The organism is Acidobacteriota bacterium (assembly GCA_029861955.1).
In the GTDB taxonomy this organism is placed as follows: Bacteria; Acidobacteriota; Polarisedimenticolia; order Polarisedimenticolales; family Polarisedimenticolaceae; genus JAOTYK01.
The window spans coordinates 236,872-260,892 of sequence record JAOTYK010000001.1; the positions used below are offsets into that span (position 1 = coordinate 236,872).

Consider the following 24,021-nt stretch of genomic DNA (forward strand, 5'->3'; position numbering starts at 1 on the left):
ACACAATACGGAGCATCCGCATGCTGCATCCCTTCGACATGCGTCGATTAGCCGTCCTGATTCTAGCCTGTTCCGCCCTGGTCTTCACATCCGCATCCAGCCAGGAGCCGTCGGATCGACTGGAGGAGATCCTCGATTCCTTCGACGGCGTGCAGAACTCGGTCCAGACACTCAGCGCTCGGTTCACCGAGACCACGACCAACGTGATGTTGATCGATCCGGTTGTCTCCGAAGGGCAGTTCTTCATGACGAAGCCCGCGGCGATCCGGTGGGAATACAGCAGCCCCGAGTCGATGCAGTTCATCATCGAGAGCGATACGTACACCGGCTATTTCCCCGAGCGCAAGATGGCCGAGACGAAGAATATTCGTCGTTGGAGTGACCACCTCTTCCGGTTTTTCGGACTTGGGCAGGGCTCGGGAGAACTCAAGAAATTTTACCGAATCCAGCTTGCCAGCCAACAGCCGGAGGACGAAATCCTGCTGATCCTCGAGCCGAAGCGAAAGCGTGCACGACGCAAGGTCGAACGCGTGAATTTCTGGATCAATCCCAAGAGCTTCATGCCGTCACGGATCGAGTACGCGACGGACAGCGGCAACGGGCGCCTGATCGTCTTCGAGTCGATTCAGATCAACCCGGATCTCGCCGCGAATTTGTATCAGATCGATCTGCCAAGCGATGTCGAGGTGACGAACGGTTTCAGCGGTCTTCCCGACTTCGACGCCAGCTCCGCCCAGTAGATGGACCCGACTTCATTCGGGCTCGTCCTCGACCCGTTGTTCGAGAGACACGACACGGGTGTGGGGCATCCGGAACGACCGGAGCGTTTGACGCTTCTCCGCGAACTCTTCGAGAAGAGTGGTGTCACCGACCGCGTCACACGGGTGCCGTTGACCCGGGCGGAGGATGCATCGCTGCTTCTCTGTCATGACCTGGAGCACATCCAGCGTGTGGATCAAGCGTGCCGCAACGGCGAGCGGGTCCTCGACGGCATGGACACGGCGATCTGTCCCGAGAGCGCAGAGATCGCGCGTCATGCCGCCGGCACGGTGGTCGAGCTCTGCCGGCGCGTGGCCGCGGGCCGATTAACTGCGGGGTTCGCCGCGGTCCGGCCACCGGGGCATCACGCCGAGCGGGATCTGGCCATGGGCTTCTGTCTATTCAACACCGTCGCCATCGCGGCCCGCTGGCTGACCCGAGAGGGTGGGTTGAAGCGGGTCATGGTGTTCGACTGGGACGTCCATCACGGCAACGGTACCCAGCATATCTTCGATGACGATCCGTCGGTGTTGTACGCATCCGTTCACCAGAGCCCACTCTATCCCGGCACCGGTGCCGCGACGGAGCGTGGCGTGGGGAACGCCCTCGGCACGACGGTGAACTGTCCGCTGCCGCCGGGGAGTGGCGACGAGGCGTTCCTCGACGCCATCGCGAATCAAGTAGTTCCCGCCGCGCAGGGGTTCAAGCCGGAGTTCATCCTGCTCTCGGCCGGCTTCGACGCGCATCGCGCGGATCCACTGGGTGGTCTGGAGGTCAGCGGCGAGGCGTTCGTCGAGGCGACGCGTCAGATGATGACGCTAAGCTCCGAACTCTGTGACGGGCGCCTGGTCTCGGTTCTGGAGGGTGGTTACGATCTTAACGCACTGGCCGCGACGGCCCTGGCCCACGTTACGACGATGCTTGGCTGAGCGGATTCCAGGTCACGGCAACGTCGGCTCCCGAGAAGGCCAACGGCGTACGCGCATCCAGCGAACGATGTTTGACGAGACCCAGTCCGATCGCTCCGCCCTCGGGATGGGCGATAAAACTGGTGACCTCGCCGACGGTCTTGTCGCCGTGAAGAAGCTTTGAACCGATATCACCGTGACCGGGATCGTCCCAACGTAATTGCACCAGCGATCGAGAGACCTTGTCGTAGTTGTGGAGTCTCGCGACGACTTCCTGTCCGATGTAACAGCCCTTATCGAACGAGACCGCATCGCGTAGACCCGCTTCCAGAGGGTTCCACTTTTCGCTGATCTCGAATCCCGTGGCAGGGAGTCCGGAAGAGATCCGCCAGCACTCGGCGATCTCGGAGCCGATCGCAGAACCACCCATCGTCGCGGCATCGGCAACGAGAGTCTCACGCGCCTCGTCGGCATGATCGACATCGGTCAGCAGCGACCAGCCCTGGGTGCCATGAGCGTCGTGCCCGAGGATCCAGGTCGGACCATGGATCCTGTCGGTCGCCGCGATGCCGAGCGGACCGAGAGTTGTCGGTAGCCAACGGTCGATGAGATCGCGAGATCGCGGTCCGATGACGGAGAAGAGTCGATGGTCTGCGCTGCGGTCCGTCAGGTCGGTCTGCTCCGCGAACGTGTAGCGCATGAAATGGTCGAGGATCGGCTGCGCGTCCCCACAACCTCCGATCAGCCACAACGGTCCATCGCCGGCCTGGTGAACCCAGAATCGCTCGATCACTCGACCCTTGGCGCTGGTCAGGACGGTCTGGGCTCCAGCCCCCGGCGGCAGGTCGAGAACCTCCCCGGTGCTGAGCCGGTTCAACAGCGGCAGCATGTCGGGACCCGCGGCGGAGAGGAGTCGATAGCCCGTTCGTGCGACCACCGCAGCCGTTTCCGTCGCCGCCCGCCACTCCTGCCCGGGATCGCTCAACGAGACGGGTCGACGAACTCGAGACCGTCGATCTGTGGTACCAGTCCCATCTCGACTCCTTCCGAGAGAAGTCGTTCGATGGCCTTTCGTCCACGGTCGCCGTAATCACGAGTCAGATCGTTGACGTACATGCCCACAAATTGATCGGTCAGCGCTTCGTCGAGTCCACGACCGAAACGCGCCGCGTAGTCCAGGGCCGGCTGCCGATGATCGAGTCCGTAGGCGATGCTGGCGGCGATCACCCGTGTCAGCGATGCCATCGCGTCCTTGCCGAGAGACTTCAGCACGACGTTGCCACCCAGCGGGAGGGGGAGTCCGTCGGTCCGGTCCTGCCACCAGACGCCCAGGTCCACCAGTTGGGTCAGTCCCTGGGACGCGTAGGTCAATTGGCCTTCGTGGATCACCAGACCTGCGTCGGCCTTGCCGGACTCGACATGATTGAGGATCTCGTCAAACGGAACGACCTCCACGTCGAGGTCCTTTCCAAGATAGAGTTGCAACGCAAGATAGGCCGAGGTCAACGTGCCGGGGATGGCGATCTTCGACTTGCGTAGCGTGTCGGTGTCCATCTCCTTGCGTGCCACGATGCTGGGGCCGTAGCCGTCGCCCATGCTGGCGCCGCAGGGCATCAACGCGTAGCGGTCGGTGAGATGGGCGTACGCATGGATCGAGACGGCGGTCACCTCGAGTTCGCCCACCAGGGCGCGACGGTTGAGGCTCTCGATATCCTCGAGGATCTGTTCGATCTGGAAGCCCTCGGTGTCGACCAATTCGGCTGCGATGCCGTAAAACATGAAGGCATCATCGGGGTCCGGGCTGTGTCCGACACGGGCGGTTTTCAGGGCGGTTTCGGTCACTGGATTCTCCAGATTGAGGATGGATTCCGTGGAACCCCGAATTATATCGAATCGAGCGCGGAACGCCTACCGGCCGGATTCCCGAGGCTCTTGCGCATCGCCCGGGGCGGGGCCAGAATGTCGGACACGCAGCCCGAGGAGGACTCATCGTGCGCAAGGTTTGTTCGATTGCCATTATTGCGACCCTGTTCCTGGTCTCTGCCGCACCGCTCCTGTCAAAGCCCCGCAAGGAAGAGCCCAAGCAGGTAGGCGTGATCCACATCCTGATCGGTTTCAAGAAGACCGTCAGCGGCAAGGTCCTGGATCGCACCAAGAAGCAAGCCCAGGATCTGGCCTACGAGATTCTCGACCGTGCCGAGGCCGGGGAGGAGTTCGACACGCTGCTCGTCGAGTACAGCGACGACTACAAGGCGCAGCGTGGCATCGTCCTCTTGAAAATGAACAACTTCGGTGAGCCGATTACAACGGGCGTGTTCGGGCGCAGCACCATGGCCGCCAGCTTCGCCGAGGTCTCGTTCCAACTGGAAGTCGGAGAGATCGGCTTCACTCGTTACCATCCCGGCAACAGCCCGTTCGGTTATCACATCATCAAGCGCATCGAATAATGGGTGCGGATGCGATCCGCGACCAGCTCGTCACGTGGCGACGGTTTCTTCATCGTCGTCCCGAGTTGGGTCTCGAGGAGCACGAGACGTCAGCGTTCCTGCAGAAGACGCTGACCGAGCTGGGGATCGAGATCCACACGGGTTACGCGGGTACGGGTGTCGTCGGTGTGTTGCGCTGTGGACGTCCCGATGCCGGTGCTGTCTTGTTGCGTGCGGACATGGATGGTCTTCCGGTCCAGGAGGTCGACGGTCGGGACTACGGGTCCGAGATCCCGCAACGGATGCATGCCTGTGGGCATGATGGCCACATGGCGATGTTGCTGGGCGCGGCGACCCAGCTGAAGGACCGCGACGATCTACCCCGCGACGTGCTGCTCTGTTTCCAGCCCGGCGAAGAGGGGTTTGGCGGAGCAGAGAAGATGATTGCCGGTGGCGTGCTGGATCTCGCCGACGTGCAGGCGGTCTACGGGCTGCATCTGTGGTCCCAGTTCGATGTGGGGACCGTGCAGCTACGACCCGGCCCGGCAATGGCGGCTCAGGACGAGATGCGTGCCCGCTTCATCGGCCGAGGGGGGCACGGGGCGTTACCCCACAACACGATCGACCCCATCGTTGCCGCCTCTCAGGCGGTTGTGACGCTGCAGCAGATCGTCTCGCGGAACATCGATCCGCTGGAGGCGGCGGTGATCACTATCGGTGCGATCCGCGGGGGAGAGGCGGCCAACGTCATTCCCGACTTCGCGGAGATCGAGGCGACGATGCGGGCCTTCGACGGCGGTGTTCGGAACACGATTCGCGAACGTGCCGAGGCGGTCTGTCGCGGTGTCGCCACGGCGACCGGCTGCGAACTCGACTACGAGTTGCTGCCCGGCTACCCGCCGGTGGTCAACAACGCCGACGCCGTGGCGAAAGCCCGCCGGGTCGCCATCGAGGCGTTCGGCGAGTCGGCGGTGATCGAACATGCGCCGATGGCGGCGGCCGAGGATTTCTCTTACTTCCTCAACGAGCGTCCCGGAGCCTTCATCTTCATCGGTGCCCGAAATCAGGAACGTGGCATCACGGCCGCCCATCATTCGCCCAACTTCGATATCGACGAGGCGGCGTTGCCGATCGGGACCGAGCTATTGACGAAGATCGCGTTGGCGCCTTAGCGTGAGGAAGATGCCGGCGAAGATCAGTGACCCGCCTACGAAGACCGGCCAGCCGAGCGCCTCGCCGAAAAGCCACACCGCCAACGTGCTGGCGATGATCGGTTGTAGGTAGACGAACAGCGCCACACTTGACGACTCGATCCGTTTCAGCGCCCAGTAGGCCAGGACGTAGACCGCGGCGGTCGGGAAGATCATGATGAAGGCGGCAAGCCACCAGGTCTGCGCCGAGAGATCGAGGGGCATGGCACCGACGAGGGTGGGGCCACCGACGATCCCGATACCGATCGTCCCGATCACCATCAGCCACGTACTGGCGACCAGCGGATCCATCCGCGACATCAGACGTTTCGAGAGCACCAGGAACAGCGAGAACGACGTCGCGTTGGTGAGGGTCAGGAGGTCGCCGGTCAGCATCCGAGCGCCGAACGCGCTATTACTCGGCGCGATGACCAGTGCGACGCCGCCGGTGGCTATCAGGAGCGCCCATAGCTTGCGTGTCGTGACCCGTTCACGATGGAGCAGCACGGCGATCAGCAATGTGAGTGCAGGAATGCAGGCGTTGATCAACGACGAGTGAGCGGTGCTGGTTCTCGAGAGTCCCTCGATGAACAGGACCTGGTTGATGACAACCCCGAAGATCGACAGGACCGCCAGCTCGCGGAGGTCGAGTTTGGAGATGCGCAGCGACTTTCGCGCTGCCAGACAGACCAGGACGAGGACCAGCGCACCGCCAGCGACCCGCAGGACGGCCCAACCCCGCGGGGGAATGTCGGCGATGACGAGCCGCGCCGCGATGTAGTGCAACCCGTAGAAGAGTTGGACGACGACCAGGGCCACGACGACCGATAGCCTCTGGCTTGGAGGGTTCACGATTCAGACACGATGACACAAAAAAAGCCCGGCCGTTGCCGGCCGGGCTTCTCGAGTGTCTCTTCAGGCAGGGGACTAGAAGCCGCCCATGCCACCCATGCCGCCCATCTCCGGGTTCGGCGCCGCGGCTGCGGTCTTCTCATCCGGGATCTCGCTGATCAACGCTTCGGTTGTCAGCATGAGGCCCGCGATGGAGCCGGCGTTCTGCAGGGCGGAACGCACGACCTTGGTGGGGTCGATGATGCCGCTGTTGACCATGTTGACCATCTTCTCGGCCTGAGCATCGAAGCCCTTGTCCGCGTCGAGGTCGAGGACCTCCTTGACGACGACCGAACCTTCGTGACCGGCGTTGTTGGCGATCTGACGGAGCGGCTCCTCGACCGCGCGACGGACGATGCGGACGCCAATCGCCTGGTCGTCGTTCTTGATGGTCTTGCTGAGCTTGTCGAGCGCCTTCTGCGAGCGAAGCAGCGCAACACCGCCACCGGGGACGATGCCTTCTTCGACGGCAGCCTTGGTGGAATGCATGGCGTCCTCGACGCGGGCTTTCTTCTCCTTCATCTCGGACTCGGTGGCAGCACCGACCTTGATGACGGCCACACCACCGACCAACTTGGCGAGACGCTCCTGGAGCTTCTCTCGATCATAGTCGGAGCTGGTCTCCTCGACCTGGTTGCGGATCTGGGCCACACGCCCGGCGATCTCGGCCTTCTTGCCGCCACCCTCGACGATGGTGGTGTTGTCCTTGTCGATGACGACCTTCTTGGCACGCCCGAGGTCGGTCAGCTTGATGCTCTCAAGCTTGATGCCGAGATCCTCGGAGATGCAGGTGCCACCGGTCAGGATCGCGAGATCCTCCAGCATGGCCTTCCGGCGATCGCCGAAGCCCGGGGCCTTGACGGCGGCCACGTGAAGGGTGCCACGGAGTTTGTTGACGACCAGGGTGGCGAGAGCCTCACCCTCGATGTCCTCGGCGACGATGACAAGCGGCTTGCTGGTCTTGGCGACCTGCTCCAGGACCGGAAGGAGATCCTTCATGTTGGAGATCTTCTTCTCGTGGATCAGCAGGTGGCAGTCCTCCAGGGAGACTTCCATCCGCTCGGAGTCGGTGACGAAGTACGGCGAGAGATAGCCACGATCGAACTGCATGCCCTCGACAACCTCCAGGGAGGTATCGAGACCCTTGGCCTCCTCGACCGTGATCACGCCATCCTTGCCGACCTTGTCCATCGCCTGGGCGATGATCTTGCCGATCATCGGATCGCTATTGGCGGAGATGCTGCCGACCTGGGCGATCGCCTTACCGGCGACCGGAACGGACAGCTTCTGGATCGAATCGACGGCGGTCTCGACGGCGAGTTCGATCCCGCGTTTGATGTCCATCGGGTTGCTACCGGCGGTGACGGCCTTCACGCCTTCGCGGAAGATCGACTGGGCCAACACGGTGGCGGTGGTGGTGCCGTCGCCGGCGATGTCGGAAGTCTTGCTGGCGACCTCGCGGACGAGCTGGGCGCCCATGTTCTCACGGGGATCTTCCAGCTCGATCTCCTTGGCGACGGAGACGCCGTCCTTGGTGGAGAGCGGGGAGCCGAACTTCTTCTCGAGAACGACGTTACGACCCTTGGGGCCGAGGGTGATCTTGACGGCGTCGGCCAGGCGGTTCACGCCTCGCAGCATCAACTGCCGTGCGTCTTCAGCGTACGCAATATTCTTCGCAGACATGGATAAGAATCCTCCAGTAACGATTCAAGTAAGGGTAAAAAGAAGAGAGTAGGTTTACTCGATGATTCCGAGGACTTCGTCCTCACGAAGGATGACGTGTTCCTTGTCATCGATCTTGATCTCGGTGCCGCTGTACTTGCCGAAGAGGATGCGATCCCCCTTCTTGACTTCCAGGGCCGTGCGCGAGCCGTCCTTTTCAAGACGACCGGAACCGACGGCGATGACCTTGCCTTCCATCGGCTTCTCTTTGGCAGTGTCGGGAATGATGATGCCGCCCCGGACCTGCTCCTTCTCTTCGACTCGCTTGATCAGAACGCGATCGTTGAGAGGTTTGACTTTCATGGTGATGCTTCCTCCATCCATTGCTGTGTAGTGTCTAAATGACTGTTAATAAAGGGTTTACAGATAACGATTGGCACTCTCTGTGCCGGAGTGCCAGTACTATAGGATCGCCTAAAACGACTGTCAAGCAAGCCCCCGGAAAAAACTTCAGAATCGATAACTCCAAGTATTTTCAATAAGTTGCAGGGAAACCGCGGATTCGCCTGGAACGGGTTTGCATCGCGGGGGTTCCCAGGCGATTCTTGATGCATGAGCGATCGCAAAGTCCCATCTTCGATACCGGAGGACCCGATGGGCAAGGACCGGACCGCCAGCGATAATTCGACGATCCATCGTCTGGACGCGGAGAGCCTGGCGCGCCACGTCCGAGACGCGGCCCAGGCGATATCGCCGGACCGCTACATGGACGATCTGGAGGTCCGCCACCTCGTCCGGGTTATCACCGAATGTTCGCTGCTGCTGACCGATGTCTATTCGGAGGAGCGGCTGGCGCGCATCATGCACCCCGAGCGGGGCTTCCTGACGAGCCTGGTCGATCGATTGATCGAGGAGCAGCGACGCGGGGAAGGGGAGGCTTTGTACCGGGTCCGCCGCCTGCCGGACGATGTCCGCATGATCGGCGACAAGGCGCTGTTCGACATGGGTCTGCTCGGGCAACGTCAGATCAAGGGCTACGACATCGAAGACCTGGGTGCGCGGGCCTACGGGATGGCGGGCGAGGTTCTGGAGCTTCTCGCCGATGACCGACGGCTGCGTGAGTTCTTCGACGAGAACCGTCTGCTGGCGCTGCCTCTCGACGAGGAGGTCGTCTTCCTTCGCCAGTGCTCGGATCGATTCCGTCTGTATGCAGAGATTCTCAAGCGATCGCACAGCTCGCTGCCGGCGGAACAACCGGACGAGAGCCAGGGACTCGTGCCGCGTCACAAGACGACGGCCGTCCTGGCCGCGACGCAAGACACCGCGTATCTCGAGGCCGCCCAGGAGCAGAGCCCCGGTGTCTCGACGGATGTGCCTAGAAACCGAGTGCTCTCGAACTGGGAGCGGATGCTGATCTTCGCCGACCTCGACATGGCGCAGATTCAGGGGGCACTCGACGCGACGGTCATCGATCAGCAACAGGCGGTCCAGCAACTCTGCGACGAATTCAGCCTGTTCGCCGCCGGCACCCGCAACCAGAGCAAGCCACCGGCCTATTTCCTCGTCGGACCGACGGGTGTCGGCAAGAACCATCTGATCGAGAGGCTGGCCAGTCTCCTCGAGGGCGTCTGCGAGATCGAAGTGCCTGTCCTGACCATCGAGGGCCCCAACTACACCTATCCCTCCGATATCAACGAGTTGAAGGGCGCGACGCGTGGCTTCATCCGCTCCGACGAAGAGGGAATCCTGACCTCGTTTCATCAACGATCGTCGTCAGCACCCTTCAGTGTGATCCTGATCGATGAGGTCGAGAAGGCCCATCCGCAGCTCCTCACTTTCTTCCTGTCGATTCTTGACCGCGGGACCACAACGGACAATCGCGGAACGGTGCTGGACTTCTCCAACTGCATGTTGTTTTTCACGTCGAATCTCGGTTACAGCGACGAGCAACAGCGGAACGATCCCATTGGTTTCGCCGATTCTGCAGAGCGCGACCAGCGGGTCGATCAGGACATCCGTCGCGACCTTCGCAAATCGCTGAAGCCGGAGTTTGTCAACCGCGTAAAGATGATCCACTTCAACCGTCTGACGCGAAGCAGCATCGATCGAATCCTGGATCTGGAGTTCGACAAGATCGCCGCGCGCTACGAACGGGTTCACGACCTGCGGATCTGTCTCGACGGGAGTGCCCGCGATGAACTGATCCGAGTCGGTTTCTCGGCGACCTACGGCGCACGACATCTCGCTGCCGTGCTCGACGCGGTCTGCAACGTCGAGATCGCCAAACGGGTCCGCAAGGACGATCGTTCCGAGGAGACCGATCGGCAGGAGTTGATCCACTGGCTGAGAGAGCTGAAGAGCGGCGAGCGTCCCTTCGATGCCAATGAGGTCGAACGACGGGTCCTGGCGTCGGCACGGGCCAAACTACCCTACGGGACCCTGAAGATCGTCTTCCGCGACGGGGACTTCGAGTACCTGCCGGTCAACGACAACTCCGTCGCATGACGATCCGCCCATCACTCCTCGAGTCGGTGCAGCGCGTCCTGCAACGGACGTACGGGATCCCGAACGGCGTTCGGGAGATCGGCTCATATGTGATCGGCGATCGCGGCGTCCAGGCGTTGTATGCCCGCAGTCGACCGTCCGAGATCGGATCTCCGGTAGGCGGGGCAAGGACATTGGTTCGTGAGCAGGCCGGTCAGGTCCACGCGACGGTCTACCTTCCCGATGCGATGGTGCGGCGGCTCGAGAGCCAGCCACCCCAATACGGACTGAACGACGGGAACGTTGACGACTTCGCGACCCTCGTGGAGGAGATCGACCATCTGTTGCTGGTGGCGGACCGCGCGCGTCGCGGTCGCTCGGTGACCCTCCTCGAATTGGAATGGAACGCCAACGTAAGCAAGTACCTGGTGTTATCACGGTTTCTTGCCGGACGTCGCCCGCGCCTCAGCGTCGCTCGACGGATCTGGCTCCGTCGTCAATTATTCGAGAGCGTGGAGTACAGCGACCCCGACCCCAGGGTCCGCGAACGCTACCGACGGGCGGCGCGCCTCGCCGTTCAGTGGCTGGATCGGCTCGGAGCCCTTCCGCACCCTCAACAGCTCCGCAGTCTGCGGTCGTTCTTTCGTGCGGACACGGCGGGGCGGTTGGACCTACTGCTGGCTCTCTGATTCCACGACCGGGTCGGAGTCGATCGATCCGGCATCAGCACGGAGCCGATCCTGAGAACGATCTTTCGGTCGGGCGTCGTCGGGCCGATCGGCGCGCAGCTTCTCAGCTTCCTCGAAGAGTTCGATGGCTTTCTGGATCTGCTTGTCGCCCTCCGACAGGACTCGACTCTCGACGTTTGCGTCCCAACGGATGCGGGCGATCTGCGCTCGGAGTCGCAGATTGATCAGATCGCGATCCGCGGCGAACTCCTCGGGTGTGAATTCAACCTCTCGAGCGGTGAGGAACGCGCGGAAGCTCTCGATGTCCTCGTCGGTAAGCGCGACGTTCTTATCGATCTCGGGGTTCGCCGAAAGAAACTCAACGGAAAAGTCGAAGAGCTGGTTCTCTCGGAATAGACGAAGGATGAACTGCGAGGCGTTGTCGTTCTCGACAGTGTGATCCGGATGGATTCCACCACCTCCAAACACCTTGCGTCCGGTGTCGGTGAAGAAGATCTCCGCGCCGCTCGTCCCTTCGATGTCGTCGGCATCGCCGGGCTCGAGCTCGCCGTTGCGGTTCATGTAGTACTGCTCGACGTCGGTGTAGTCCCGTTGGATCAGTCGGCCGGAAGGCGTGAAGTACTTCGCCGTCGTGACCGCAAGTGCACCGCCGTCACGCAATGGGATGACCCGTTGCACGAGTCCCTTGCCGAAGGTCGTCTCGCCCACCACGAGTCCGAGGTCGTGATCCTGGATGGCACCGGATACGATTTCGCTGGCCGATGCGGAGCTTCCGTTGACAAGCACGATAAGCGGCAGATCGATCTTGTCGGCACCGCGCTGGGCAAAGTAGTCCTGGTTCGAGCCGGCGACGCGGCCACGGGTGAAGACGATCTTGTCGCCCTCGCCGACGAAGCGATCCGAGACCTGGACCGCCTGCTCCAGTAGGCCGCCGGGATTGCCTCGCAGATCCAGGAGCAACCGCCCCATGCCCTGCTCGCTGAGCTCGGTCACGGCCGTGTCGAGCTCGGTGACGGTGGTGGAGGTGAAGTTAGCGATCCGAACGTAGCCGACCCCGTCGGCCAGCATGTGATAGACGCGGATGCTCTCAATCGGGATGTCGTCACGGCCGATCGTCACGTCGAAGCTATCGTCCAGACCGGGGCGCTCGATGGTGATCGTGACCTCGCTGCCCTTGGGTCCCTTCAGGAGGCGCACGGCGTCCTGAACGGTCAACTCGATCGTCGGCTCTCCCTCGATCTTGGAAATCACATCGCCCGACTGGAGGCCGGCACGGGAAGCCGGTGTTCCGTCGATGGGTGCGATCACGGTCAACGGCTTGTCGGCGCCGCGCTTGGTAATCTGGATTCCGAGTCCGCTGAACTTGCCCCGCTGTTCGTCACGCATCTCGGAGAACGACTCGGGATTCAGGTAATTCGAGTGGGGATCGAGGGTCTGCAGCAGACCGGCGATCGCGTTCTCGACCAGCTCGTCGGATTCGAGCTCGCCGACGTATTGCTCCTCGACTAGCGAGAGCACTCGACCGAAGGTCCAGAATTGATCTTCCGCCTGGCCGGCATCGGCCTGTGCGTCGCTCCCGAGCATACCGCCGACGATGGCGCCGATGATCAGGACGGCAATGGGGAAGACCGGTAGCGATCGACGGGGCTGGGTCATGGGGCCTCCAGAACGTGACTTCCTTGTAATTATATGACTCGCTTGTACTTGTGACAACCAACGACGGCAATGGACGCCTTGACACTCTTCGACTGCGGCCGCTAGGCTCTTCCTTGTAGTCTCTACGAGAAAGGCAGAAGAATGTTTGGCTCGGTCGGTGGTGGAGAGATCCTCGTCCTGCTGGTTCTGGGACTCCTCCTCTTTGGTCCACGCAAACTCCCGGCCTTCGGTCGGACCCTCGGGAAGGCGTTGTCGGACTTCCGCAGCGCGTCCACGGATTTTCGGATAAACCTCGAGCGAGAGGTTCACATCGACGAGGTCCGGTCCACGCAGAAAGATCTGTCCGAAACGGCGGCGGACCTCCGCTCGGTGGAACGCGACCCGAAAGACGATGACGGAGCCTGACGCGCCGCGAGGATCGATGACCCTGCTGGAGCATCTCGACGAGCTCCGCAAGCGTCTGTTCAAGGCCGTGCTGGCCTACCTGATCGCGCTGGGTGCGTGCTGGGTCGTCAGCGAGCGTCTCGTCGGCTTCATCGTCCAGCCGATTCGCGACCATCTGTTCGAAGGCAGCGACATCGTCTTCATTCATGTCTCCGAGGCGTTCATGATCTACATGAAGAGCGCCGCGTTGACCGCGATCTTTGTTGCCGCGCCGCTGATCTTCTATCAGTTGTGGGCGTTCATCGCGCCGGCGCTCTACAAGAACGAGAGACGGTGGGTCTTCCCGTTCCTACTGTTCAGCACGTTGTTCTTCGTTGGGGGGGGAGCGTTCGGCTACTACGTGGCGACACCGATTGCCGCATCGTGGCTGCTCAATCTCGGCAGCGAGTTCACGGCACAGATCACGCTCCGCTCGGCGTTCAGTTTTCAGAGCACACTGATTCTGGGTATGGGCGCCGTCTTCGAGATGCCGATCCTGATCTTCTTTCTCGCCCGGATCGGCGTCGTGACACCGGCGTTTCTGATGCGCAATTTCCGCTACGCCGTTCTAGTGATCGCGCTGCTCTCCGCCGTCATCACGCCGACCGGCGACATGATGACGATGGCTGTCTTCGCGGTGCCGATGATCCTGCTCTATCTGCTGGGAGTAGGAGTCGCGGCGATCTCGGGCCGGTCGCGTCGATGAGTCCTCTCGAGGTTCCGGACGGATATCGGTCGACATCGCTGACCGCCGGTTGGTCCGTGGTTCACGAAGAGCGTCGGGCCATCTGGAAAGCACACGGGTTGGACGATCCCGGGCGTTGGAAGAGTTACCTGGCAGAGGCCACGGAGGCCGGAGGCCGGGGGGGTTGGAGGCGTGTCGACGCGGGTCACGAGTCCTGGGTTCTGAAACAACTCGGCCGTGGGGGCCTAACGGCGACGCTGTGGAGGGATCGCTTCCTCGGGTCGGGTCGGATGTTGGCCAATGTGACGGTGCCCGTGGCGGCAAGGCGGCGCGGCGTCGCGACACCGGAGATCGTCGGGGCTCTGGCGGTGTCCGGTCCACCGCTGCTCTATCGAGGCTGGCTTGCCATCGTCGAGGAGACCGATACGCGGGACCTGGCCCGTCGTCTCGTGGATGGCGAGGCTCTGGATGAAGCGGTGCAACGAAAGATTGTGTCGGCGATTCGAAAGTTGCACGACGCCGGCATCGAACATCGTGATCTCAATCTTGGCAATATCCTCGTGTCGTGCTCAGCGAGTCCAACGGTGACGATCCTCGATCTCGATCGTGCGCGAGTGCACGACGGACCGCTGGACGATGCGCTTCGCGAACGTGGGGTTCGTCGACTGCTTCGTTCGTACCGGAAGCTTCGGCTTCAACACGGAGATCCTGTCGACTGGGACGCCGAGGCGTGGCCCGATCTATACCGGTCCGTCGCCCACCTCGATCAGTAGGCTCTCGATCGCGGCGACTACGGATGCGACGCTCAGACCTTCGAAGCCCGCGACGCGATCCTGCCGTTTGATACCGGTGTACTCTCGATCCGCCGGGAAGACGACGCGGTGGGCCGAGCCCCAGGGAGCGTTGACCACCGGATCCGTGGGGCCGTAGAGACCCACGACCGGGCAGCCGACGGCGCAGGCCAGGTGAAGCGGGCCGCTGTCGCCACCCACGAACATCGTCGCGCCGCGAATCAGGTCTGCCAGAACCGGTATCTTCGTTGGCGGGCAGAGACGGGCGTGCTGGCCGGCACCCTCGACGACGACCCGTGCATCTTCTTCCTCGCCCGGTCCGAATTGAACCCAGGGCGAGACCCCTCGTGCATGAAGCTGATGACAGGACTCGATGAGAATCTCCGCCGGGGGACGTTTGTACGCCTGCGATGGGCTGGCTCCCGGCGAGATGATCGCGTAGCGGCCGCCACCGAGCTCCCCGCGAATCGCGTCGGCCGCGTCCCGTCCACGATCCGGCAGAGGAAGATCGCACGACGGGAACGGTGATGTCGGAATCCCGAGGCTGGCGACCAGCGCGAGGTTGCGATCGATCCGAGAGGTTCGTCGGGTACCCGATGGCAAGTGGAGATTCATGAACCAGCGATTGGATTCCTTCTGTTGATGGCCGTCGTAGCCGAGACGATGGGTGGCGTGAGACCCAAACGACACCAGACCACTTCGAAGGTTCCCGTGGAAGTCGATCGCCAGGTCCGCGTCGACCGATCGCGTCTCGGTGCGAAGCCGACGGGTCAGGCGCCAGAGTTCCAGCCATCGAGACGGGGAGCGCCGGAGGCGGTCCATCTCCTTGCGCGGGACGCCGATGACTTCATCGACAGACGGGTGTCCCTCGAGGAGGAGTCGCCAATGCTCGTCGAGCACCCAGATCAGGCGGGCGTCAGGCAGTCCGCGCCTCAGCGCCTGAAGTGACGGTACGGCGCGCAGGATGTCGCCCATGGCACCCAATCGGATCAGCAGAATCCGAAGATCCTTCCCGCCGTTGCGAAGAGCCGCCCCGAGGGCGGGATCGATCGTGAGCATGGGGCGAGTATAGCGGCAGGCTCGAACTCCTTTGACACCCCCGAACGGCTAGGTGTATACCGGACGGGACGCAGCCCCAAGGAGGAGTCGCCGTGCCTATCGATGAACGACTGCTGGAGATTCTGGTCTGCCCGGCCTGTCAGGGGGCCATCGCGGCCAACGATGACGAATCCGGTATCCAGTGTGGGGACTGTCGACGGGTCTATCCGATCAGGGATGGGATTCCTGTCATGCTTGTCGATGAAGCGACAAAGGCCGCCGGAGTGGAAAAAACGCCCCTCGGGTGAGGTGACTTGACCTTCATCGCCTGGCCGCCGACATTAAATCGATGAATAACCCTTGGACGACGGGGCTCAACCGATGAAATCGGACGTCGGCAACGAGAAAAGCTGGATCAGCGGAAGGCTCGAGGGCCTCAGCCCGCCGGATCTCCTCTGGCGGTTGAGCCGCGAGGAGCGAACCGGTGTTCTCTCCGTCTGCTCAGGCGAACGAGAAAAGACGTTCTTTCTGCAGAGTGGCAGGATCGTCTTCGCCAACTCGACGGATCTGAACGGGCGTCTGGACAAGGTCCTGCTTCGCAGCGGCAAGATCACCCTCGAACAGCTCGAGACGGCGGCGGCGGGTATCGAACCCGGCCGACGCATCGGAGCGGTGCTCGTCGACGAAGGATCGCTGGAGGCTCAGGAACTGGTCGACGGCGTGTTGCTCCAGGTGCGCGAGATCGTTCTCGAGTGGTTCGAATGGACCGAAGGCGAGTACCAGTTCCAGGATGGCGACCTACCGACCGACGAGGTCATCAAGCTCGATATCGACATGGGGCGAATCATCCTGGAAGGCATCCGCCGGATTCGCAGCTTCGAGCGCATCCGCCGCAGCGTCGGTTCGCTGCAGACGGTCTATGGTCTTGCCGACGGCTGGCGCGACACGATCGCCGGGGTCGAATTCGCCGAGGGCGAAGAGCTGATCCTCGTCCGTCTCGAGCAGGGCGACGAGTCCGTCGATGGTCTCTGCGGAGAGGCTTTCCTTTCGAACTTCGAGATCTATCAGGCGCTGTGGGCCTTGAGCGTCATGGGTGTTGTCGTCGAGAAGCCGAAGCGATTCGACACCGAAGGCTTGACCCTCGAGGGGTCGCTCGCCGATCGCCCATTTGTGGACCTGATCGTTGAGATGGCGGCAGCCGATGCGACCGGCGTCCTGCAAGTGCAGCGTGGTTCGCACAAGCGAACGTTCCACCTGCAGGAGGGACGATGCGTCTTCTCGACGAGTAATCAGAGTGACGACGGTTTGATGGCCTACCTCCTTCGACGCGGGGTGATCTCACTTCGCGATCGCGAGGAAGTCACCCAGCGGCTCCTGACGAACAAGCGGGTCGGGACGATCCTCCTCGAGATGGGCGTGATCGATAACGCAGACCTCACGGAGATGATCCGTCAGCAACTGATGGAGATACTCTTCGATACGTTCGGCTGGACGGATGCCGACTACGGTTTCCGGGCAGGGGAACTGCCGACCCTGGAAAAGATCACGATGCAGGAGTCGATCGAACAGCTGGTCTCCGAGGGCTTACGGCACGTCGTGGACTGGGATCGGATCGTGGCAGGGATCGGCGGACTGGACAGCAAGGTCGAACTGACCCCCACCTATCTGGATCGGCTGGACGCGCTTCACGGGGGGCCGGCCGAATGGCAAGTCGTCGCCGCCCTCCAGGAACCCGCGACGGTCCGACGGTTGTGTCGCACGGTCGATCTGCCGGACTACCGAGTTTGCCAGATCATCTGGGCGCTGCGTGTCCTGGATGCCGTCATCTGTCGTCCGGGTGAAACCGAGATCGAGACCCATGTCGAGGTCACCTCGTCGGTCGTGGTCGTCGACGTCGATGAACAGCAGGAACCCGCCGACGAACCGATCGCCGTCCATCAGGACGAAGAGACCGGCTACGCGTTTGTCGACTCCGAAGCGGACGCCGATCAGACGCAGGCCATGGATCGCAGTGCGGTCGAGGCGGCGCTGTCCGCGGCGCCCGACGATAAGGACGACGACGCGATCCACGTCAGCGTGGAAAAAGAGGAAGAAGACGAGACCGCCTCCATCCAGGTCGCGCGCGACGATCTTGTCGATGAGCATGAGGAGCGGATCGAGCCTCTTGACCTGGACGTCGCTTCGCGCACCGTGCGGCTGGATCGAGAGGAAGTCGATCGAATGATCGCCGGTGAGTCTGAGGAGGATACGTCCGCAGAACCGAGTCTGGACGACTGGCAACCGCCCGACGATCTGGATGGCGCGATCGAACGATTCAATGCCATGCAACGGGTGGTCTTCCTATCGGTGAAGTCCGAGATCGGAGCAGGCACGGTCAACTTGATCCGTGCATGTTGTCAATCCGCCGAGGATGATTTGCCGGCTCTACGTGATGCCGAATTGCGAGAGGACGGAACGTGGGACGCGGAAGAACTACGTCGTGCCATCCACGATCGGCGGATCGATGATCCGATGACCGAGTATCTCTATCTCATCGAACTGGAAATCGAACAACTGAGCGCTCATCTCGGCGATGGCAAGGTCGCCGAACTCAAGCAACAGGTGTCTGAACACTCGCCCTAGTTGCTCTAGACGGCGCTTCCGCCCGAATAGACATCGTCATCTTCATCTTCGTCGCCACTGCCATAGACCGGCGCACTGGCGGGTTCGACGATCGCGGGCGCGGTCATCGGGGCCAGAGGGGCTGGAAGCGGACTCTCTGTGCGATGACGGGCTGAAGACGGCTGAGTACGCAGGTAGTTGTTCTCTGTCTCGAGCTTTCGCAGCGTGCGTCTCAGTCGTCGGTTCTCGATACGGGTCGCCGTGCCCTCGACGAGACCTATGGTCAGCGCAAACACTACGCCTACGATGATCGACACGACGACGACGACCCAGAGTTCGACCGCGGGGAAGCTGGTGTACCACACCGTGATCGGCACCGTGGCCGTGTTGTAGATCGCAAAGACCACCACGACGGCGGTCAGCAGCATGAACAGCAGGACGATCAACACTTTCATCTGAACCTCAGTGGGGAAACATGCTGGCGATAGTCTGGTCCCATTCACCCCGTCGTTGCAAGATCATGTCTACCATTTCGCGGACCACGCCGTGGCCGCCGGCCGTTTCGGTCACGAAATCGGCCTCCGCGCGGGCTGCGGGATCGGCATCCGACGGTGCGACGCCCAGGCCCGCCAACCTCATGGCCGGAATGTCGATGACGTCGTCTCCAATGTAACAGGCGGCGGCCGGCTCGATCTGACGTCGTTCGAGGATCTCGCGCAGACAATCGGCCTTTCGATGGACACCCAGGTGAATTTCGTCAATGTGCAGCTCGATCGCACGACTCTTGACGACCGGAGAATCTCGCCCGGAGATGATCGCGAATCCGATCCCGGCATGCTGGGCGATCTTGATACCGAGCCCGTCGCGCACCGAGAAGGATCGAATCTCCCCACCGGCGGAGTCGATCACCAGTTTGCCGTCCGTCATGACGCCGTCGACATCGAGAACGATCCAGCGAACGCGCCCGATCTGTTCCTGAAGGGTCTTGCTTGGTTCGGTCACGTTAAACGCATCTCCATCGTCCTAGAACAGTTCGGTGCGCCAGAGATCGTGGATCTGGATCACTCCGAGGAGTCGACGATCCTCGTCGATGACCGGAAGCGACGTGATCTTCTTGTCTTCCATTCGATGGAGTGCCTCCGACGCGAGTGCATCGGCTCCGACGGTCTGCGGAGAGGAAATCATCGCCTCGTCGGCTCGCCCGGAAAGGGGCCGGGACTGTTTCAACATCCTCCGGCGGAGATCCCCGTCGGTCAGGACGCCGACAAGCCGTCCGTCGTCATCGGTCACGCAGACGACTCCCAGACGTTTGGCATCCAGTTCCTCGATCGCAACCTTCAGGTCGGCGTGAGCGGCGACCTGCGGAAGCGAATCGTCGCTATGCATGATCGCCCCGACCCGTAGCAACCGCCGACCCAGTCGCCCTCCGGGGTGGAACCGCGCGAAGTCCTGCTGGGAGAAGCCGCGAAGCTCGTAGCATGAGACGGCCAGCGCATCGCCCATCGCGAGGGCTGCGGTCGTCGAGGATGTCGGCACCAGATCCAGGTTGCAGGCCTCCTGCTTAACACCCACATCAATATGAACGTCCGACTCTCTGGCCAGCGTGGAATCGGCGACACCCGTTAGCGCGATGACTCCGGCGCCGATGCGACGGACCAACTCCAGGAGTCGAACGATCTCCTCGGTCTCTCCCGAGTTCGAGATCGCCAGCAACACATCGCCGGCGACGAGCATGCCGAGGTCCCCGTGGATGGCCTCCGCAGGATGCATGAAGACCGAGGCTCGACCGGTGGAGCTGAGCGTCGCGGCGATCTTCTGACCGACGATGCCGGACTTGCCCATGCCGGTCACAACGACACGGCCCTCGCACTCGTTGATTCGGCGGACCGCCTCATCGAATCGTTCGTCGAGTCGATCGATCAGGTCGGCGATGGCGCGCGACTCGATCTCCAGAACTCGGCGTGCAGTGTCAACCGACATCGGTCACTCCATCGCGTCCGGAGGTGCGGAACTACTCAACCCGTCATCGGGCGGACGACCCGGGCTTGGCCATTCGAACCCGGGACCCTGAAACCACACGATTCTCCAGGACTCGTCCTCGCGGTGCAACCTTACGCTGACGGCACCCCGTCCCACCTCGCTGACCGCGACATCGAAATCGACGATGAATTCCGTGTGATCCGGGCCCTGATCGAGCGGCTCGGATCCCTCGGTTTGAGGGTCGGATAGCCGCCCCGTGGCCTCGAGAGCATCCAGGAGCGGTGCCCACTGCGTGTCGTCGATCGTCAGGCCAAAGCGACGATCGGCCAGATCCAGACGCCCCTCCTCCGTCGCGGAGGCGTTGAGCATCTCGAGGGCGATCGATACCTGGTCCGCCGGAGTGGCCTCCGGGGCGGGTCTGGAGCCCCCACATCCGGCGACGACCAGGACGATCAGGAACAGGCCGGCGGCACGATTCATCGACGGGACGCGTTGTCGATGGCGATCAATCGGTCCAGGAGGCCGGAAAACCGAGACAGCGGCCACTGGTTTGGGCCGTCGCAAGGAGCGTTGGCGGGGTCGTCGTGGACTTCGAAGAACAGGGCGTCGACGCCGATCGCGACCGCGGCGCGGGCAAGGATAGGAATGTACTGCCGTTCGCCACCGGAACTCCCACCGGCCGCTCCCGGGAGTTGGACGGAGTGGGTGGCATCGAAGCAGACCGGTACATCGAACGCTGCCATCTGCGGTAAGGAGCGGAAGTCCACGACCAGATTGTGGTAGCCGTGGGTCGTCCCGCGTTCCGTCAACATGATCTGATCGTTGCCAGTCGATCGGAGCTTCGCGACGATGTGTCGTGTGTCGTCGGCTGCCAGGAACTGGCCCTTCTTCACGTTGACCGCTTTTCCCGTCTGGCCCGCCGCAAGAAGAAGATCGGTCTGTCGACAGAGGAACGCCGGAATCTGGATCAGGTCACAGACCTCGGCCACCGACGGGACCTGCTCGACCGAGTGAACATCCGTCGTTAACGCCACGCCGGTCTCGCGTTTGACGTCCTGCAGGATCCGGAGACCCTCCTCCAGACCCGGGCCACGAGGGGAGTCCACCGAGGTCCGGTTGGCCTTGTCGAACGAAGACTTGTAGACGAACGGCACCGATCGCTTGGCGGCGACGCTCGAAAGCGACTCCGCCATTCGCAGCGCGTGGTCACGGTCCTCGACCAGATCCGGACCGGCAATCAGTAGAAGCGGACGGTCGTCGCCCGCTATCAGCTCATTTGCGATCCGGATGGTTCGTGTAGGCATGTTGCCCCTCGGTCTTCGGTGCGGCGGCCTTGCCACGGGCCTCGTGCCGGAAACGTAGCGAAGCAGCGACAAATTCGCGGAACAACGGATGCGGTGCGAGAGGCTTGGACTTGTACTCCGGATGGAACTGACACGCCAGGAACCACGGATGGTCCCCGTACTCGACGATCTCTACAAACTTACCATCCGGGGAGATCCCGGAGACACGCATTCCCGCCGCTTCGATCTGCGGCAGGAACTCCTGATTGACCTCGAAACGATGGCGGTGCCGCTCGGAGACCGGTGAATCGCCGTACGCACGCATCGCGAACGTGTCTCGGGTCAGGTCCGCCGGATAGGCGCCGAGCCGCATGGTCCCGCCCATCTCCTCTACTCCCAGGAGATCGCGCAGCTTGTAGATCACACGCTGCTCGACGGATTCGTCGAACTCGGTGGAGTCCGCGCGCTTCATGCCACAGAGGTTGCGCGCGCATTCGATCACGGCACATTGCAGTCCGAGGCAGATACCGAAGTACGGGATCTTGTTCTCGCGGGCGTATCGAACGGCCTCGATCATCCCGTCGACGCCACGACTCCCGAAGCCGCCGGGAATCAGGATTCCATCGACCGAGGAGAGCTCTGCCTCCAGTTGGCCATTGGCCACATCTTCCGACTCGATCCACTTGAGGTTGACCTTCGTCTTCGACGCGACGCCGCCGTGCAGCAACGCCTCGCTGAGAGACTTGTAGGAGTCCTCGTAGGAGACGTACTTCCCGACGATCCCGATCGTTACCTCGTCCTGTGGCTTCTTGATGGCATCGACCAGATCCTCCCAGCGGCTGAGGTCTTTCCTGCGGTAGGGGAGGTCCAGAAGTTTCATGACGATTTCGTCGATGCCCTCTGCGGAGAGGGCCAGGGGGACTTCGTAGATCGTGTCGACGTCTTTCGCCGTGATGACCGCGTCCTCGCCGATGTTGCAGAACAGTGCGATCTTGCGCTTGATCGCCCCCGGAAGCGGTCGATCGGTCCGACAGAGCAGGATGTCGGGTTGGATGCCGATGGCACGCAGTTCGCGGACCGAGTGTTGGGTCGGTTTCGTTTTTAGCTCGCCGGCCGTTGCGATCCACGGCACCAGCGTGAGATGGACGAAGATCGCGTTCTCGCGTCCGACGTCCAACCAGAACTGTCGGATCGCCTCAAGGAAGGGAAGCGATTCGATGTCACCGACGGTGCCACCGATCTCGACGAGTTGGATGTCCACGCCTTCGGAGATCGCGAGGATCGACTGTTTGATCTCGTCGGTGATATGGGGGATGACCTGGACCGTCGCCCCGAGGTAGTCGCCGCGTCGTTCCTTCTCGATAACGGACGCGTAGATCTTGCCCGTCGTGAAGTTGTTGTCCTTCGAGGCCACCATCGACGTGAAGCGTTCGTAGTGACCGAGATCGAGATCCGTCTCCGTCCCGTCATCGGTGACGAAGACCTCACCATGTTGGAAGGGGCTCATGGTCCCCGGGTCCACGTTGATGTACGGGTCGAGTTTCTGGAGCGCGACCCGGAAACCCCGATCCTCCAGTATTCGTCCGATCGAGGCGGCGGCCAGCCCCTTTCCGAGCGACGAGACGACGCCACCCGTGACGAAGATGTACTTGGTGCCCCTCTTGTTCCGCAACATCTACTCGGCCTCCAACATTAAACGGCTCAGACGTTCAAGATCTTTCGGTGTATCGACGGATTGTGACCGGAAATCGGATTTCACCACATGAATGCGGTATCCGGCTTCCAGTGCTCGTAGCTGTTCGAGGCCCTCGGCCCGCTCCAGCGGACTGGGAGGCATCCCGGTCAGGTTCAGGAGCGCATCCCTGCGGTAGGCGTAGATCCCCTGATGCTTTCGGAAATGTTCCAGCTGCGCCGGAGAGTCCAGCGTCATTGGGCTCTGCATGGGGCTCTGCGTTCCGCGGACGTAGGGGATCGGAGAACGTGAGAAGTAGAGAGCCTTTCCCGATCCATCCATGACGACCTTGACGTTGTTGGGGTCCAGCACTTCGCTTGCACTCTCGAACGGTTCCCAGAGCGTTGCCATCTCCGGGGACGCATCGCCCTGAAACGAACCCAGGAGAAGTTCCTGGCTTCTGGATGTCAGGAGCGGCTCGTCGCCCTGGATGTTGATGATAACCGAATACTGCTCGCCCGCATCGCGGGCGACTTCCGCCACGCGATCGGTTCCGCTGGTGTGTTCGGATGACGTCATCGTCGCCTCGGCACCAAACCGAGTCGCGGCGTCGAGGATCCGTTGATCGTCGGTGGCGACGATCAATCGATCGATCCCTCTCGCCGCAGATGCCCGTCGCCAGACCTCCTCAATCATCGTTCGGTTGTCGAAGGGGTCGCCGAGGACAGTGAGAGGTTTCCCGGGGAACCGGGTGGATCCGTAACGGACTGGAATAACACCAAGAACGAGCGACATTCGCGAAACCTAACGCGTCGTCTCCGGTGTTCGTCCGCAGCGACAGCAAATGTTATCGCAACATGCGATGCAACACAAGACCCGAGAC

At 62.1% G+C, this 24,021-nt stretch carries 24 protein-coding genes and 1 pseudogene; 11 read left to right on the forward strand and 14 right to left on the reverse strand.

The window, feature by feature from the left end:
- Positions 1-20: 20 nt before the first annotated feature.
- Positions 21-740, forward strand: coding sequence for an outer-membrane lipoprotein carrier protein LolA (locus OES25_00925; protein MDH3626202.1), 720 nt, complete (start codon positions 21-23; stop codon positions 738-740).
- Positions 741-1,688 carry a histone deacetylase gene (locus OES25_00930; GenBank protein MDH3626203.1) on the forward strand — a complete coding sequence of 316 codons (948 nt, stop codon included), beginning with the start codon at positions 741-743 and terminating at the stop codon, positions 1,686-1,688.
- Here the strand turns inward: OES25_00930 and OES25_00935 are convergent.
- Both OES25_00935 and OES25_00940 read right to left on the reverse strand, forming a co-directional pair.
- Positions 1,669-2,652 (reverse strand): hypothetical protein, encoded by a 984-nt coding sequence (locus tag OES25_00935; GenBank protein ID MDH3626204.1) that lies wholly within the window; start codon positions 2,650-2,652, stop codon positions 1,669-1,671. The two genes, OES25_00930 and OES25_00935, sit on opposite strands and share 20 nt — an antisense overlap.
- Entirely contained in the window at positions 2,649-3,509 is an 861-nt protein-coding gene (locus tag OES25_00940; GenBank protein ID MDH3626205.1) for an ABC transporter substrate-binding protein, read from the reverse strand. The genes OES25_00935 and OES25_00940 overlap by 4 nt, the downstream gene beginning before the upstream one ends.
- Positions 3,510-3,658: 149 nt before the next feature.
- Between OES25_00940 and OES25_00945 the strand changes: the two genes are divergently transcribed.
- Positions 3,659-4,114 (forward strand): peptidyl-prolyl cis-trans isomerase, encoded by a 456-nt coding sequence (locus tag OES25_00945; GenBank protein ID MDH3626206.1) that lies wholly within the window; start codon positions 3,659-3,661, stop codon positions 4,112-4,114.
- Complete coding sequence (locus OES25_00950) at positions 4,114-5,265, forward strand: M20 family metallopeptidase (GenBank protein MDH3626207.1); 1,152 nt, start codon at positions 4,114-4,116, stop codon at positions 5,263-5,265. The genes OES25_00945 and OES25_00950 overlap by 1 nt, the downstream gene beginning before the upstream one ends.
- Here OES25_00950 and OES25_00955 read toward each other — a convergent pair.
- From OES25_00955 to groES, 3 genes are all read right to left on the reverse strand, one after another.
- Entirely contained in the window at positions 5,236-6,135 is a 900-nt protein-coding gene (locus OES25_00955) for a DMT family transporter (protein ID MDH3626208.1), read from the reverse strand. The two genes, OES25_00950 and OES25_00955, sit on opposite strands and share 30 nt — an antisense overlap.
- Before the next feature lie 75 nt (positions 6,136-6,210).
- Complete coding sequence (gene groL / locus OES25_00960) at positions 6,211-7,857, reverse strand: chaperonin GroEL (protein ID MDH3626209.1); 1,647 nt, start codon at positions 7,855-7,857, stop codon at positions 6,211-6,213.
- Positions 7,858-7,911: 54 nt separating this feature from the next.
- A complete protein-coding gene (gene groES, locus OES25_00965; GenBank protein ID MDH3626210.1) occupies positions 7,912-8,199 on the reverse strand; it encodes a co-chaperone GroES in 288 nt (95 codons plus the stop codon).
- Between the two features lie 249 nt (positions 8,200-8,448).
- Between groES and OES25_00970 the strand changes: the two genes are divergently transcribed.
- Both OES25_00970 and OES25_00975 read left to right on the forward strand, forming a co-directional pair.
- A complete protein-coding gene (locus OES25_00970; GenBank protein ID MDH3626211.1) occupies positions 8,449-10,341 on the forward strand; it encodes an AAA family ATPase in 1,893 nt (630 codons plus the stop codon).
- A complete protein-coding gene (locus OES25_00975) occupies positions 10,338-11,009 on the forward strand; it encodes a hypothetical protein (GenBank protein ID MDH3626212.1) in 672 nt (223 codons plus the stop codon). The genes OES25_00970 and OES25_00975 overlap by 4 nt, the downstream gene beginning before the upstream one ends.
- On the opposite strand, the gene OES25_00980 is transcribed toward OES25_00975, so the two are convergent.
- Positions 10,992-12,665 carry a S41 family peptidase gene (locus OES25_00980; protein MDH3626213.1) on the reverse strand — a complete coding sequence of 558 codons (1,674 nt, stop codon included), beginning with the start codon at positions 12,663-12,665 and terminating at the stop codon, positions 10,992-10,994. The two genes, OES25_00975 and OES25_00980, sit on opposite strands and share 18 nt — an antisense overlap.
- 141 nt (positions 12,666-12,806) lie before the next feature.
- Between OES25_00980 and OES25_00985 the strand changes: the two are divergent.
- The 3 genes and pseudogenes from OES25_00985 (at position 12,807) to OES25_00995 (ending at position 14,546) form a co-directional block, all read left to right on the forward strand.
- A pseudogene (locus OES25_00985) lies at positions 12,807-12,941 on the forward strand (twin-arginine translocase TatA/TatE family subunit).
- A 115-nt stretch (positions 12,942-13,056) separates the two neighbouring features.
- Positions 13,057-13,794, forward strand: coding sequence for a twin-arginine translocase subunit TatC (gene tatC, locus OES25_00990; protein MDH3626214.1), 738 nt, complete (start codon positions 13,057-13,059; stop codon positions 13,792-13,794).
- The gene (locus OES25_00995; protein ID MDH3626215.1) at positions 13,791-14,546 is read left to right on the forward strand and encodes a hypothetical protein; all 756 of its coding nucleotides are present in this window, start codon (positions 13,791-13,793) and stop codon (positions 14,544-14,546) included. The genes tatC and OES25_00995 overlap by 4 nt, the downstream gene beginning before the upstream one ends.
- On the opposite strand, the gene OES25_01000 is transcribed toward OES25_00995, so the two are convergent.
- Positions 14,514-15,623 (reverse strand): glycosyltransferase family 9 protein, encoded by a 1,110-nt coding sequence (locus tag OES25_01000; GenBank protein ID MDH3626216.1) that lies wholly within the window; start codon positions 15,621-15,623, stop codon positions 14,514-14,516. The two genes, OES25_00995 and OES25_01000, sit on opposite strands and share 33 nt — an antisense overlap.
- A gap of 92 nt (positions 15,624-15,715) precedes the next feature.
- On the opposite strand from OES25_01000, the gene OES25_01005 reads away from it, so the two are divergent.
- Both OES25_01005 and OES25_01010 read left to right on the forward strand, forming a co-directional pair.
- The gene (locus OES25_01005) at positions 15,716-15,910 is read left to right on the forward strand and encodes a Trm112 family protein (GenBank protein MDH3626217.1); all 195 of its coding nucleotides are present in this window, start codon (positions 15,716-15,718) and stop codon (positions 15,908-15,910) included.
- 73 nt (positions 15,911-15,983) lie between these two features.
- Positions 15,984-18,224, forward strand: a complete 2,241-nt coding sequence (locus OES25_01010; GenBank protein MDH3626218.1) for a DUF4388 domain-containing protein — start codon at positions 15,984-15,986, stop codon at positions 18,222-18,224.
- A gap of 5 nt (positions 18,225-18,229) precedes the next feature.
- Here the strand turns inward: OES25_01010 and OES25_01015 are convergent, their stop codons facing one another.
- From OES25_01015 to kdsB, 7 genes are read right to left on the reverse strand one after another with little or no spacing between them, the layout of a single operon-like run.
- Entirely contained in the window at positions 18,230-18,658 is a 429-nt protein-coding gene (locus OES25_01015; protein ID MDH3626219.1) for a lipopolysaccharide assembly protein LapA domain-containing protein, read from the reverse strand.
- 7 nt (positions 18,659-18,665) lie between these two features.
- Positions 18,666-19,205: an HAD hydrolase family protein gene (locus OES25_01020; protein MDH3626220.1), complete on the reverse strand. Its 540-nt coding sequence runs from the start codon at positions 19,203-19,205 to the stop codon at positions 18,666-18,668.
- A 21-nt stretch (positions 19,206-19,226) separates the two neighbouring features.
- Positions 19,227-20,183, reverse strand: a complete 957-nt coding sequence (locus OES25_01025; protein ID MDH3626221.1) for a KpsF/GutQ family sugar-phosphate isomerase — start codon at positions 20,181-20,183, stop codon at positions 19,227-19,229.
- Between the two features lie 3 nt (positions 20,184-20,186).
- Positions 20,187-20,663 (reverse strand): hypothetical protein, encoded by a 477-nt coding sequence (locus OES25_01030; protein ID MDH3626222.1) that lies wholly within the window; start codon positions 20,661-20,663, stop codon positions 20,187-20,189.
- Positions 20,660-21,487, reverse strand: a complete 828-nt coding sequence (kdsA, locus tag OES25_01035) for a 3-deoxy-8-phosphooctulonate synthase (GenBank protein MDH3626223.1) — start codon at positions 21,485-21,487, stop codon at positions 20,660-20,662. Before kdsA ends, OES25_01030 begins: the two co-directional genes overlap by 4 nt.
- Positions 21,456-23,141 carry a CTP synthase gene (locus OES25_01040; GenBank protein MDH3626224.1) on the reverse strand — a complete coding sequence of 562 codons (1,686 nt, stop codon included), beginning with the start codon at positions 23,139-23,141 and terminating at the stop codon, positions 21,456-21,458. The genes kdsA and OES25_01040 overlap by 32 nt, the downstream gene beginning before the upstream one ends.
- Positions 23,142-23,933 (reverse strand): 3-deoxy-manno-octulosonate cytidylyltransferase, encoded by a 792-nt coding sequence (gene kdsB / locus OES25_01045; GenBank protein ID MDH3626225.1) that lies wholly within the window; start codon positions 23,931-23,933, stop codon positions 23,142-23,144.
- Between the last annotated feature and the right edge of the window lie 88 nt (positions 23,934-24,021).